This is a genomic window from Psychromonas sp. KJ10-10, from assembly GCF_047323245.1.
GTDB lineage: Bacteria > Pseudomonadota > Gammaproteobacteria > Enterobacterales > Psychromonadaceae > Psychromonas.
Map to the genome: position 1 here is coordinate 2116742 of NZ_CP178826.1, position 13484 is coordinate 2130225.

General features: G+C 37.6%; 10 protein-coding genes and 4 pseudogenes. 8 read left to right on the forward strand and 6 right to left on the reverse strand.

Annotation, left to right across the window (positions count from 1 at the left end):
- The 8 genes and pseudogenes from pheT (at nt 1) to ACLKMH_RS12315 (ending at nt 8141) form a co-directional block, all read left to right on the forward strand.
- Nucleotides 1–2390, forward strand: a pseudogene (pheT, locus tag ACLKMH_RS12280) (phenylalanine--tRNA ligase subunit beta).
- A 3-nt stretch (nt 2391–2393) separates the two neighbouring features.
- Nucleotides 2394–2703, forward strand: a pseudogene (locus ACLKMH_RS12285) (integration host factor subunit alpha).
- A gap of 140 nt (nt 2704–2843) precedes the next feature.
- On the forward strand, nt 2844–3476 hold the full coding sequence (cobB, locus tag ACLKMH_RS12290) for a Sir2 family NAD+-dependent deacetylase (protein ID WP_413702187.1): 633 nt from the start codon (nt 2844–2846) through the stop codon (nt 3474–3476).
- Between the two features lie 166 nt (nt 3477–3642).
- Complete coding sequence (locus tag ACLKMH_RS12295; RefSeq protein WP_413702188.1) at nt 3643–4455, forward strand: hypothetical protein; 813 nt, start codon at nt 3643–3645, stop codon at nt 4453–4455.
- 1 nt (nt 4456) lies between these two features.
- Nucleotides 4457–5095 (forward strand): DUF2987 domain-containing protein, encoded by a 639-nt coding sequence (locus ACLKMH_RS12300; RefSeq protein ID WP_413702189.1) that lies wholly within the window; start codon nt 4457–4459, stop codon nt 5093–5095.
- A 30-nt stretch (nt 5096–5125) separates the two neighbouring features.
- Nucleotides 5126–5914 carry a phosphotransferase gene (locus tag ACLKMH_RS12305; protein ID WP_413702190.1) on the forward strand — a complete coding sequence of 263 codons (789 nt, stop codon included), beginning with the start codon at nt 5126–5128 and terminating at the stop codon, nt 5912–5914.
- 54 nt (nt 5915–5968) lie between these two features.
- A pseudogene (locus tag ACLKMH_RS12310) lies at nt 5969–6674 on the forward strand (phosphoglycolate phosphatase).
- Nucleotides 6675–6680: 6 nt separating this feature from the next.
- Nucleotides 6681–8141, forward strand: coding sequence for an FAD-dependent oxidoreductase (locus ACLKMH_RS12315; protein ID WP_413702191.1), 1461 nt, complete (start codon nt 6681–6683; stop codon nt 8139–8141).
- 67 nt (nt 8142–8208) lie between these two features.
- Here the strand turns inward: ACLKMH_RS12315 and ACLKMH_RS12320 are convergent.
- The 6 genes and pseudogenes from ACLKMH_RS12320 to ACLKMH_RS12345 form a co-directional block, all read right to left on the reverse strand.
- A pseudogene (locus ACLKMH_RS12320) lies at nt 8209–9569 on the reverse strand (anti-phage deoxyguanosine triphosphatase).
- A 236-nt stretch (nt 9570–9805) separates the two neighbouring features.
- Entirely contained in the window at nt 9806–10183 is a 378-nt protein-coding gene (locus ACLKMH_RS12325) for an SDR family NAD(P)-dependent oxidoreductase (RefSeq protein WP_413702192.1), read from the reverse strand.
- Nucleotides 10170–10562, reverse strand: a complete 393-nt coding sequence (locus tag ACLKMH_RS12330; RefSeq protein ID WP_413702193.1) for an SDR family NAD(P)-dependent oxidoreductase — start codon at nt 10560–10562, stop codon at nt 10170–10172. Before ACLKMH_RS12330 ends, ACLKMH_RS12325 begins: the two co-directional genes overlap by 14 nt.
- A gap of 276 nt (nt 10563–10838) precedes the next feature.
- Nucleotides 10839–11573, reverse strand: a complete 735-nt coding sequence (locus ACLKMH_RS12335) for a hypothetical protein (RefSeq protein WP_413702194.1) — start codon at nt 11571–11573, stop codon at nt 10839–10841.
- A complete protein-coding gene (locus tag ACLKMH_RS12340) occupies nt 11551–11964 on the reverse strand; it encodes a hypothetical protein (RefSeq protein WP_413702195.1) in 414 nt (137 codons plus the stop codon). The genes ACLKMH_RS12335 and ACLKMH_RS12340 overlap by 23 nt, the downstream gene beginning before the upstream one ends.
- A gap of 355 nt (nt 11965–12319) precedes the next feature.
- On the reverse strand, nt 12320–13441 hold the full coding sequence (locus ACLKMH_RS12345; RefSeq protein WP_413702196.1) for a saccharopine dehydrogenase family protein: 1122 nt from the start codon (nt 13439–13441) through the stop codon (nt 12320–12322).
- Nucleotides 13442–13484 lie beyond the last annotated feature (43 nt).

Consider the following 13484-nt stretch of genomic DNA (forward strand, 5'->3'; position numbering starts at 1 on the left):
ATGAAATTTAGTGAAGCTTGGTTACGCGAATGGGTTAACCCTGAAATTAGTTCAGAAGCGTTACAACATCAAATTACAATGGCTGGTCTTGAAGTAGACGACGTTAATCCTGTTGCCGGTGAGTTTACAAAAGTAGTGGTAGGTGAAGTGGTTGAATGTGGCCAACACCCTGATGCCGATAAACTACAAGTGACAAAAATTAATATCGGTGAAGATGAATTAATTGATATCGTTTGTGGTGCCAAAAACTGTCGTCTTGGACTGAAAGTAGCCGTTGCGGTAGTTGGCGCAGTCTTACCAGGCGATTTTAAAATCAAAAAAGCGAAACTACGTGGCCAACCATCTTTTGGTATGTTGTGTAGTGAATCTGAGTTAGGTATGGCTGAAAGTGCCGATGGTATTTTAGAATTACCATTAGATGCGCCAATTGGGCAATGTGTTCGTGAATATTTAGGCCTAAATGATGTCACCATCGACGTGGATTTAACTGCTAACCGTGCAGATTGTTTAGGCATTGCTGGCCTTGCACGCGAAGTTGGTGTGTTGAATGGCTTAGCAGCAACTGAACCAACTTGGAATAATGTTGCCGTTTCGATTGATGATCAAATTGCTATTAATTTACAAGCAAGCGAGGCTTGCCCGCGTTACCTTGGGCGTGTTATCAAAGGCATCAATCAAGATGTGGCAACACCATTATGGATGGTAGAAAAATTACGTCGTTGTGGTGTACGCGGCGTTGATGCGGTTGTTGATATTACACAATACGTACTACTTGAATTCGGTCATCCTATGCATGCCTTTGATTTGCAAAAATTAGATGGTGCTATCGAAGTTCGTCTTGCTGAACAAAACGAAGAACTAACGCTACTTGATGGCAAAGAAGTTAAGTTAAATAGTGATACTTTAGTGATTGCCGATCAATCTAAAGCATTAGCGATGGCGGGTATCTTTGGTGGACAAGATTCAGGTGTACAAGCTGGAACCACTGATATTTTCTTAGAAAGTGCCTTTTTCGCACCATTAGCGATTGCTGGTCGTGCACGAAGCTATGGCTTGCACACAGATGCGTCTCATCGTTACGAACGTGGTGTTGATCCGGTTTTACAAGCAAAAGCCATGGAGCGTGCTACACAGCTTCTTGTTGATATTTGTGGTGGTCAAGTTGGACCTGTTACAGAAGCGGTCAGTGAAGCTAACTTACCTAAACAAGCAACTATCACATTAACTCGTCTTAAATTAGATCGTTTAATTGGTTATTCAATTGAAGATGCACGTGTAACAGAAATTTTAACTCAGTTAGGCTGTGAAGTGATTGCTTCTGAAGGTATTTGGACGGTTGTTGCACCAACTTATCGTTTTGATATGGAAATCGAAGAAGATTTGATTGAAGAAGTTGCACGTGTTTATGGTTATAACAATATTCCTAATGTTGCGCCACAAAGCTGCATTAACAATGCCAAAACATACTGAAGCTTCATTGAAGTTATCTAAAATTCGTGATGTTTTAGTTAATCGTGAATTTAATGAAGCTATTACTTATAGCTTTGTTGATCCTGACTTACAGTTGAAATTACACCCTGAAGCAGATGCACTTATTCTACCTCATCCGATCTCTAAAGAAATGTCAGCGATGCGTGTCAGTTTATGGACAGGTTTATTAGATAGCCTATCAAAAAATCAAAAGCGTCAACAAGCTCGTGTACGTTTATTTGAAACAGGTTTGCGTTTTATTAAAGACGAAAATGCAGAGAATGGTATCAACCAACAGCCAATGTTATCAGGTGTTATTATTGGTAATTTAAATGAACAACACTGGTCAATTGAGTCACGCCAAGTGGACTTTTTTGATATTAAAGCTGATCTAGAAAGTGTGCTTGAGCTCTGTGTTGACGGGGTTAGCTTCGAATTTAAAACGGAAAAACACCCTGCATTACACCCAGGCCAATCTGCTCGCTATTTATCGTGATGGTAAAAACATTGGTTACATTGGTGCCTTGCATCCAAATCATGTTAAACCCTTTGCAATTAAAGGCACACCTTTTGTCTTTGAAATTGAGTTAGAAGCGATTACTAAACGTCAATTACCTGAAGCTGGAGATATTTCTAAGTTCCCAGCTAATCACCGTGATCTTGCTTTTGTGATGGATAAGACAGTAGATGCGGGTAAGGTCTTAAAATTTATAGAAAAAATTGGCGGTTCTCAATTAGTTGGTTTAAACTTATTCGATGTATATGAAGGGCAAGGCGTGATTGAGGGAAGTAAGAGCTTAGCAATAGGTTTAATTCTGCAAGATACGACTCGCACTTTAGAAGAGCAAGAGATTGCTGACAGTGTAAACCACATTGTTGAAGCGGTTTCTACGGAGTTTAATGCATCGTTGAGAGAATAATTTATGGCACTAACTAAAGCTGAAGTAGCGGCACATTTATCAGAAGAAGTAGGTCTTAGCAAACGCGACGCAAAGGAGTTTGTCGAGTCCTTTTTTGAAGAGATTAAAGCAACTCTTGCAAGTGGAGAGCCTGTTAAAATCTCTGGTTTCGGGGGCTTTGAACTGAAAGATAAAAGCGAACGTCCGGGACGTAACCCTAAAACAGGTGAAGATATTCCTATCGCGGCCGCGACGAGTGGTAACCTTCAGAGCTGGGCAAAAGCTCAAAGAGTTAGTGGAAGAAAATTTACCCACAACGCCGCAAAAAGGGTAGACCTTAAATTAAGTTTATAAATTGTTAAAAAAGTCGCATTGCGACTTTTTTTATGCATTTTTTTATGAACTATCGCGCATTATTATTTATGTATTTCCGTACAATTAATGGTGTTTTACAACACCTTAAAGGGGAATCATTTGCCTATCAATCAATTTAAAAAAATCGTTGTTCTAACCGGAGCGGGGGTTTCTGCCGAATCTGGAATTAGTACCTTTAGAGATAAAAATGGTTTATGGGAAAAATATCGTCTAGAAGATGTCGCCACATTGGAGGGGTATAAGAAAAACCCTTCCTTAGTGCTCGATTTTTATAATAAACGTCGTCGTGATTTTTGTGCAGATGACATTGAGCCTAATGCGGCTCATTACGCTTTGGCTGAACTTGAAAAAAACTTTGATGGCGAATTTTTATTAGTAACACAAAACATAGATGATTTACATGAACAAGCTGGATCAAAAAATGTTATTCATATGCATGGAGAGTTGCTAAAAGCGCGTTGTCCTCATTCAAATCAGGTGGTTACCTGGATGGATGATTTAACCTCTGAGGATTTTTGTCATTGTTGTCAGTTTCCTGAAAACTTGCGTCCGCATATTGTTTGGTTTGGTGAAATGCCTTTAGGTCTAGACATCATTTATCACCATCTTGCGCAGGCAGATCTTTTTATTGCTATTGGTACTTCAGGTACTGTTTATCCGGCGACTGGGTTTGTCGAAGAAGCTAAAAGTGTTGGTGCTTACACTATTGAAGTAAACCTTAGAAGCCAGTGATATTCAAAGCCATTTTAATGACGTTCAGCAGGGTAAAGCGACGGATATGGTGCCACAGTTAGTGAAAAATTTATTGGCAACTAAATCATCAGCTTAATTCCTTTGGTATAAAGATCAAAAATCGTTACAATATAGGACTTTTAACATTAGGGCCCTATGTAAAACTATGAATAAAACTCATTTTGTTCTTGGTGGTGACTTAAAAAAGTCATTAACCGAGGGATATACGCTAGACTTCAAAAAAATATTTAAAGATGCCTTTGCTATTACTCGCTCTAATTACATGCCTTTAATTATCGCTTGTATTTTTACTGTTGCGATTGTATCCGTTATTTTTACACTCAATTTTGAAGCCTTTCTTGGCCTTAGTGAAACTAAACAACTGATTGTTAATTTGATTTTCAGCTCATTTGTGGTGACGCCTTTAGTCACAGGTTTACATATGATGGGCATTAATCATGCTGTTGGGTTGAAAAGTCGTTCTATTGATTTGTTTATTTATTTTAATATTATTTTAAAGCTTGCCTTGGCAAGTTTGATCATGAATATCATTATTCTTGCTTCAAATGTCGCATTGACGGAGGTATTAGGTAATATTGGTCAAAACTTATCTTATATTGTGATGATTTATTTTAATGTTGTTTTTAGTATGGTTTACCCTTTAATTGCAGAAAAGAAATTCACCCCAGCCTTAAGTATTAAGCTGTCTTTTAAACTGATAAACAAAAACTTACTACAGTTTACTTTATTATTTGTTTTCTTAACCTTACTTGCTGTTATTTCAATTTTACCCTCTGGGTTAGGCTTATTTTTATTCGTTCCTTTTTACTTTAATGTGATGGGCATAGTGTATCGTCAAATTTGTGGGGTGGGTGTGGTTGCCACGGAAATTGTCAAAAAAGATGACGATTCAGATAACGATGATTCCAATAATGGTTCGAATGATGATGATAAACATGATGCTGGGTTTGAGGCTTAAAATGCGTATTTTAATATTATTTTTAACATTAATATTTAGCCAAAATTTATTGGCTTCTACTCTCAAATTAAACTATTCATTGTTCTTTGGTTATATGAAAACCATGTACAAATTAGATTATCAGCATGTCACTACAGGTTTTTATTTAGTTGAAGAATCTTCAGGTGACGCTTGTTTAATTGATCAGGCTGAAATGGTTGTTGATCAAAAAAGAGAAGCAATCGACTTTGAAAAACAAGGAAAGCTTTTACCTTTTATTCCGACGAACCACCGAAAAGATGGCGCGATGATAGAAGTTAAAACAGTCGATAATGTCGCCTGTGCCTTGCAGGTAAGGTTGACGGCTAAAGAATCAGAATTATCAAAACTGTCCTTCCAACGATTAACCACCATTAGTACAGAGCTCGAAGGCGTGTTACGCAAAAATGCAGGTATGATAGGAAAGTATTTCTTGCCTAATTATAATGGTTTGCGTTTTAAAGTGGATTCTCCTCTAGCCACAGAAATTGCACTACAGAAGGGTTTTACGCTTGCTGATAATGGCGATATTTTAGTTTCTAATAAAATTTTAATGGAAACCGAGGGAAGTGAACTATTACCCTTTGATGTAAATCGTGTTTCACCATGGATTGGTGAATAAAGTTTAATTAAAAATGGGTGAGATAACTTGTTGTTAAAGGCAGAGCTTTGTTGGTTAAAGAAGCAAGGCGTTAGTAATATAGTTAACACTGAAAAGTTTAATAATGCCTTAACTAATGAAGTGTTTTTGATAACTAATAGTGATGCAACACATTATATTTTCAAACGTCTTAATCAAAATGCGCGAAGCAATGAGGATCGTCAAGCTGAATTCTTAGTACAAGAGCTAGCGAGTCAGCATCATTTGACTCCTGATGTGCTAGCGCATAATGAAAAATATAAATTACAGCAATTTATAGAAGGGGAGTTAATCTCTAAGGATGCTGATAATTTATTTGAATGTTTGATTAATCAACTCTCACGTATTCATCAATTACCTACATTGTACGCTCCTAAACAACGATTGGCCTTGGAGTTACTTAGACTTCATAAACAGTTAAAGGGGACGGTTGATAACGCTGTATTTGAAAAAATGCTAGCGCTTGCTGAACAATTGGATCAATCTTGCCCAATGGATACCCTGTGTCATGGTGACTTATCCCTTAATAATGTCCTGATAGGAAGTGATAAACAGCTTTATGCCTTAGATTGGGAATATGCGGTGATTGCCTGTCTCGCCTACGATTTGGCCTTTTGCTGTTGTATTAACGCCTTCACTCCTGATCAATCGAACAAGCTTATTTCCCTTTATTATCAGAAGAATTGTAAAGCTTTGCTACAAACTTTTGATTCCTTACAAAAACAGTGTGATTTATATTTTCAAGTCTTTACTTATATCAATGAGTTATGGGCACTTTGTTTTCTAGAAAAAGATAATTAATTTAGGTAAGATAATAATACCTGCCATACTTAATTAAACGCTAAAGGTAACAATTTGAAATTTAATAACAAACAAGCCATTTTATTTGATCTCGATGGAACATTAATTGATAGTGCACCTGATTTAGCGCTGGCAATCAATCACATGTTAACGACATTAGGGCGAGAAACCTTTAGTGATGATTTAATACGTTCATGGGTTGGTAATGGTGCTCAAGTTATTGTTAAACGTGGTTTATCGGGTAAGGCTGATTATGATGAAGATTTAGATCCAGCTTTGTTTGAAAAAGCATTGGATATATTTCTTACCTTTTATGCGAACAATCTTTGTGTTGATACCGTTACTTATCCTAATGGTTCGCTCAACATTAAAAGTGCTTAAAGCACAGGGGTACCGATTAGTCATTGTTACTAATAAACCCTTTGACTTTATTGAACCTATTCTTGTTGGGCTTGAACTAACAGGACTGTTTGAATTATGCCTAGGGGGCGATAGCTTGCCTGAGCGCAAACCTTCACCATTACCTTTATTACATGCCTGTGAAAAATTATCAGTAACACCTGAGCAATGTGTGATGGTAGGGGATTCTAAAAATGATATTCTAGCGGCAAATGCGGCGAAAATGCAGAGCATTGGCCTAACCTATGGTTATAACTATGGTGAAGATATTGGTGAACATAACCCTGACGTAGTTTTTGATGACTTCGCTGATATTCTTGCTACCTTTTCTGTAACCAACCAATATGATTTGGTGGACTAATCGTCAATGAAAGATGATATTCAATTAACAAAAGAAAAAGCACGTATTGCCATCATTGGAGGTGGCATTGCGGGTGCTACTGTTGCTTTGTGCCTTGGTGAACTAGGTCTTGATGTGACGCTAATAGAAAAGGGGCCATCCTTAGTGAATGGTCCGCCTATTTGTCATTTGCATGCTGGCGGTAACTTATACCGTGAGATATCAGAAGCTCAATGTATAACGCTTTTACATGAATCAATTGAATTATTACGCTTATACCCAAATGCTGTCGATTATCGACCTACACTTGTTGCTGTGCCTAAACATGATAAAGGTGAGCCACTTGATCTTTTACCACGTTTAGAAAAACTTCGTGCGGAATATCAGCAATTAATTGCTAATGATGCGCAGAATGAAGTATTAAGTAAACCTGAACATTATTTTAAACTATTTGAACGTGAAGACCTTGAAGCGTTAAAACATCAACCTATAGTAGATTCACCAAGTACTCTAACTGAGTGGCTGATCCCTGTAGCGCATCATGTTGACCTCGACCAGCTTAAATTTCCAGTTATTTTAATTCAAGAGTATGGCTTAAACTTATTTAGACTAGCGACAAGTGCAGAATTAACACTGCAAAAAATGTCTAACTGCTCAGTTTTAACCAATAGTAAAGTCACTGATGTTGAGTCAACGCAGGAGCGTTGGAAAGTTAATTACGAAAATGGTGAAAAGCAACACAGTGAAGAATTTGATTATTTAATTAATGCCGCTGGTTTTAGAAGTGGGTTAATTGATGATATGTTGGGCTTTGAACGTAAACGTTTAGTTGAATTTAAAGTCGCCTATGTAACACAGTGGCCAGGTTGTTCTACGATATGGCCTGAAGTGATCTTTTTTGGTGATAGAGGTACCCCTGAGGGAATGGCACAATTTACGCCTTATCCTGATGGTTATTTCCAATTGCATGGTATGACTGAAAGCATTACCTTGTTTGATAACGGCTTAGTAAAAAATTCAGAGAATAGTGCCCAACCTAAATTGGATCCAACTTTTACCGATAAAATTGATAAAGGTTGGCCTGCAGAGGAAGTAACCTTAAGAAGTCAAAGTGCTATCAATCATGTTGGTCGCTTTATTCCTGAGTTTGCAAAATCAGCGATTATTGGTGCTAAACCGCTTTATGGTGCACAACAAATCCCAGGCGATGATGCAGATTTACGTCTCGCAGGTGTTTCCTTCGTTGGTACACATTACGCTCGCTGTGAAATAGTTAAGGCTTCATCTGCTCTTAAAGTCGCCGATGATATCACCGAGAAATTGAGTGCACTAGGGTATCTTGAAGACTGGAAAAGAGGGCGAAGAAACTTTAATTTCTCTGCTTTAGTCGCTGAACCTGAGATTGAAAGTTATGCCCAACGCCTATGTAAAGAAAGGCAATATCCCATCTCTTTAGCAAGCTGTAATGTGAAACTGAAAGAAGTTTAAAAACTAATGATCAACTGATGCGAAGTTAGTGTTGCATCAGTTGGTGTTTTTAATTTTTTAGTGTGCATTAAAAAGCATGTTGCCCAATCATTGGACTAGTTTGATTACTACTAAATAAACTTGCATGCAAACGTAATGCATGATTATCCGTTAAACTGGAAATATAATCGGCAATGACACGCTTTTTACGCGATGGGTCGGTTTGTTGTAGATATACCGCTTTAATGTGTTTTGGTAAAAAGCGCGTTGGCCCTGCATTAAATGCTTCGAATAATTCCATCACAATTTGCTGTCCACGGTACTCTAATATTTGCAGGTCAGGGCTTTTGATCACGTAATTTAAAACAAATCCCTTGAGTATTTCTAGTACAGTAAACATCGATGGTGCTAAATTTGCATTGTAAGCCAAAAGTGGATCAATAAATTCATCATCTACCTTGTCGATTTCAATGGAAGTAATTAACGCGTTAACCAGTGCGCCAATGGCATCTTTGCGTTTGAAATGCTGACTTGAGAATAGGTTGTTAGTGAGGTTAGCAAGTTGGGTACTTAAACAAAAACCTTTAATATTGTTAAGCTGTGTTTCAACCTCTTCCTGCCACAGGGATTTACTAACTATACCCATTGCGATAGCATCTTCTAAATCATGTACTCCATAGGCGATATCATCTGCAATTTCCATGATAGAGCAGTCAAAGGATTTATAACGTGATTTTTTATGTTTAGTGCCACCTTTTTCTTGAGCTCGTAAGGTGTGGAACCGTGCTTTGTCGGAAGGGCATAGGGGCGATAATACTGCTTCAAGATAGGATTTATCATGATCATAAATGCCTTTACCAGGCATCCATTCTTCAGTTTTTAATTCACGAAAGTTACGACTAGTATCTTCAGGATAAGGTGCACTGATTTCACTTAAGCACACTGGGTATTTTAATAGACCTAATAAACTACGGCGGGTAAGGTTCATACCGTTGAATTCAGTGTAAGGTTCAAGTTGCGTTAAAATACGGAATGTCTGACCATTGCCTTCAAACCCACCATCTTTAATCATCATATAATTTAAAGCTGTTTCGCCACCATGACCAAAGGGTGGATGTCCGATATCATGGCTTAAACAGATAGTTTCAATTAAGTTATTACTAGGTAATATTGGCTCAAATTCAGGTTGCGTTAGAGAAAGATGAGCGACAATACCTGAGCCTATTTGGGCAACCTCTAAGGAATGGGTTAAGCGTGTACGGTAAAAGTCACTTAATCCATTATTATGAATTTGTGTTTTAGATTGTAGTCTTCGAAAGGCGACCGAATGTAATACACGTGCTTTATCACGCTGAAAGGGGGAGCGTTTATCTAAGAGTCTTTTTTTCCTGGTTCATCGCTGAGGCGTTGTAACCACTTTTTATCTATCTGTAAGCTTTTATCTGTCATAAATTTCCATTTTATTTTTGCTAAATTCAATAGGAATAAACTTATACTGTGATAATACTTTAACTTTATAACATGCTAATGCAATTAAACACAACTTTGTTGCTAAGTGGTTATTTTACAAGATATGTTAGGTAGGGCATTTGAATAGACAAATAAAAAGCGACATAATTACTTATGTCGCTTTTGAATTTATGCAGTAAAGCATCTTACTTTCTTAACGTTTAGATATTAGATACCTAGATACCTAATGCTTGACCACCGCCAATTTGAATTGTTTCAGCTGTAATAAATGAAGCATCTTTACTTACTAAGAAAGAGATAACACCTGCAACATCTTCAGGCTCACCTAAACGGCCAAGCATGATACTGTCTTTCCAAGAAGCAAATACTTCTGGTTTAGTATCTTTAATTTGTTGATGGAATGGTGTATCGATTGTACCAGGAGAAACCGCATTAACACGGATACCAGCAGGAGCAAGTTCTTTAGCAAGGGCACGGGTTAATGTGTGAACAGTCGCTTTAGAAGTACCATAGATACCTGCACCTGGGCCACCGGCATTCCAAGTCGCGTTTGAAGTGTAGTTAATAATAGAACCACCTTCAGTTTTCTTCATAAATGGAATAGCGACGACGGGAAACGAAGAATGCACTATCAAGATTAAGTGCCATAACAAAACGGAAGAATTCAGTGGTCATTTCTTCGATTGAACTACGGCCACCTAAACCACCTGCGTTATTAATAACAACATCAATTTGACCATATTTGTTGCCAATCGCGTTTACATTTTCAGTAACAGCAACATCGTTAGTCACGTCAAAACCGTAGTATTCAGCTTCGATACCTTCTGCTGTTAGTTCTGCAACACGTTCTGCACCGACTTTATCTTCGATACCATTAAGAACAACTGTATAACCATCTTGACCAAGACGTTTAGCAACAGCAAAACCGATCCCACCAGTCGCACCAGTGATTAAAGCAATTTTTTTAGACATGTTTATATTCTCATTGATTAGTTAAAAGATATTCCAAACAGAAAAATGAATAGTTCCCTAAATTATTGTTTGGTTTGTAGTTTTAATTTGATTGAAAAATAACCACAACTAAAACTTGTTGTGGTATTGTATTACAAAAGTGTTGTTCGTAAAGAGGTATAAATCAACTTTTAATGTGTTTTGATAATGATTTGTGATGTAGATTTGATAAAACTGGTGAAAAATCGGAAAAGAATAGTGGGAAAAACTGATTTCCCACGCAACAACGGAGGAATATTATTTTTGACCCAACATGGTTTTGAAGTCTTGGTATCCATATTCGTTTAATAATTCAATGTTACCAGTGCTTCTTTGATAATAAATACTTGGCATTTTTAAACCATTAAACCAGTTTAATTTCACCATGGTATAACCTGCACTATCCATAATATGCAACTTCTGGCCTATTTGTAATGGCGCATCAAATTGCGTTTCACAGAATTGATCGCCAGCTAAGCAAGAGCATGAACCAATTATGTAAGGATAATTACCTGTTGAAGATGCTTCACGAATTGAAGCAGGCTCTTGATAGATGAGGGTATCTAAACGATGTGCTTCAGTGGCGCTGTCTACAATGGCTGTTTTTTTCTCATTTTCAACAATATCAATAACACTCACCACTAAATCCGCAGTATTAGTAATGATCGCCTCACCAGGCTCAAGATATAGTTGAATATCATGTTTTTCACTAAATGCTTTAAGCGCATTAGCTAATTTTTGTATCGGATAATCTGGGTAAGTAAAAAAGATACCACCACCTAAACTAAGCCATTTCAGACTGTTTAAGTAATCAGAAAAAGTGGCTGAAATATGATCCAGAATCGCGATAAAGGCATCAACATCCTTGTTTTCACAGTTCATATGAAACATAAAACCTTCGACTTTTTCCAGTACAGATAAGTCTAATAAGTCTTGTTTCACACCTAAGCGAGAATATGCGCGCGTTGGGTTAGCGAGGTCTTGTCCTGCCATGCCGCGTTTCTGGATTAATACGCAGACCAATCGAGGCATGATCCTTACAATCATCGTAATGGCTATTAAGTTGTGATAATGAATTAAAGATAATTTTATCAGACATCTCTTTAACGGCATCAATATCTGCATTTGAATAACCCACGCTATAGGCATGTGTTTCACCACCAAACTCTTCGTAACCTAATCTCACTTCAAAAGGACCAGAGCTGGTTGTGCCATCAAGATAAGGTTTGATAGTGTCAAAGGTGCCAAAGGTAGAAAAACATTTTAGTGCAAGCACTAATTTTGCACCTGAAAGATCCTTTAAATATTTTGCTTTTTCGAGATTATCGATAAGCTTATTTTCATCTATTAAGAAATAGGGTGTTTGCAGATTATCTTTGTTCATTATTTTGCACTTTAAAATGTAAAAAGGGGCAAAAAGCCCCAGAATCAGTTGTCAGCTTCGAGCTTTTCAGCTTTTCAGTTTTCCTGCTTTCCAGCTTTCCAGCTTTCCAGCTTTCCAGCTTTCCAGCTTTTCAGCTTTTCAGCTTTTCAGCTTTCCAGTTTTTCAGCTTTCCAGTTTTTCAGCTTTTCAGCTTTTCAGCTTTCCAGCTTCAAGCCTTTAAGCCCTAAAGCCTTCTCGCCTTCCAGCTTTCTATAGCCTTTAAGCTTCTAGTTCTTGTACTTGCCAAGTTAAACCAATTTTTGGCATTAACTCAAGGAAGTCATCGGGGTTTAGTCGCTCAACATTGTATAAACCTTTATCGCTCCATTTTCCTTGGAAGTATAAAAGTGCGACGAGTGATAGCAGGCACACCCGTAGTGTAAGAAATCGCTTGATGCTCAACTTCAATATAAGATTCTTTATGGTCGCAAATATTGTAAATAAAGACGCTTTTTGCTTTGCCATCTTTTTTGCCACGTACCCATGTGCCGATACAGGTTTGGCCTGTGTAGCCAGGGGCTAATGAGGTTGGATCTGGTAAAATTGCTTTTAACACTTTTAATGGTTCAACAGTAATGCCATCCGTTGTGGTTACAGGTGTTGAACTTAATAGTCCAATATCGCGCATCACGTTAAAATAATTTAAATAGGTATCAGAAAAGCCCATCCAAAATTCGATACGTTTCGCTGGTAAAAATTCAGCCATTGAACGTACTTCATCGTGTGCCATTGAATACACTTTTTGTTTACCAACAACAGGGAAATCAAATTCCATCATACGACTATGGCAAGGCACTTGAAACCATTCATTATTCTCAAAATAGAAAGAGTCGCCTTGAATTTCAAGCATATTAGTTTCAGGATCAAAATTAGTCGCAAATTTTTGACCATGATCACCGGCATTTACATCCATGACATCAATGCTATCCATTTCATCAAACAGGTGTTTATGTGCGTAGGTAGCAAAAATACTCACTACGCCTGGATCAAAGCCAGCACCTAAAATACCAGTAATGCCAGCCTCTTTGAAACGATCTGCAAAGGCCCATTGCGGGTCATAAGCTTCAGGTACTTGTTGTCCTGGGTCGCATAAATCTGTCGCAACCGATGTATCTAAGTAAGCAGTTTTGGTTTGCACACAGGCTTCCATAATTGTTACGTTGACCCAAGGAGGTCCTGCATTAATTAATAAGTCTGGTTTTACTTCATTAATCAGTGCGATCAGTGCTTCAACATTATCTGCATCAACCTTTGAAGCGTTAATAGATTTGCTTGTGTCTTTTAAATTATTACGCCCTTTAATTGAGGTAATGATTTTTTCACATTTTGAAAGGGTGCGTGATGCGATAGTGATGTCACCAAAAACATCATTATGTTGAGCACATTTATGGGCAATAACCCAACCTACGCCACCGGCGCCGATTTGTAATACAGACATTATAAAGTTTCCTGATTGTTAATTTTAGCGTAATTACTCAGGC

Coding starts and splice junctions, on each gene's coding strand:
- ACLKMH_RS12295 (WP_413702188.1), top strand. CDS start 3,643: ATGAATAAAACTCATTTTGTTCTTGGTGGTGACTTAAAAAAGTCATTA.
- ACLKMH_RS12300 (WP_413702189.1), top strand. CDS start 4,457: ATGCGTATTTTAATATTATTTTTAACATTAATATTTAGCCAAAATTTA.
- ACLKMH_RS12315 (WP_413702191.1), top strand. CDS start 6,681: ATGAAAGATGATATTCAATTAACAAAAGAAAAAGCACGTATTGCCATC.
- ACLKMH_RS12325 (WP_413702192.1), bottom strand. CDS start 10,183: ATGAAGAAAACTGAAGGTGGTTCTATTATTAACTACACTTCAAACGCG.
- ACLKMH_RS12330 (WP_413702193.1), bottom strand. CDS start 10,562: ATGTCTAAAAAAATTGCTTTAATCACTGGTGCGACTGGTGGGATCGGT.
- ACLKMH_RS12335 (WP_413702194.1), bottom strand. CDS start 11,573: ATGGCAGGACAAGACCTCGCTAACCCAACGCGCGCATATTCTCGCTTA.
- ACLKMH_RS12340 (WP_413702195.1), bottom strand. CDS start 11,964: ATGAACAAAGATAATCTGCAAACACCCTATTTCTTAATAGATGAAAAT.
- ACLKMH_RS12345 (WP_413702196.1), bottom strand. CDS start 13,441: ATGTCTGTATTACAAATCGGCGCCGGTGGCGTAGGTTGGGTTATTGCC.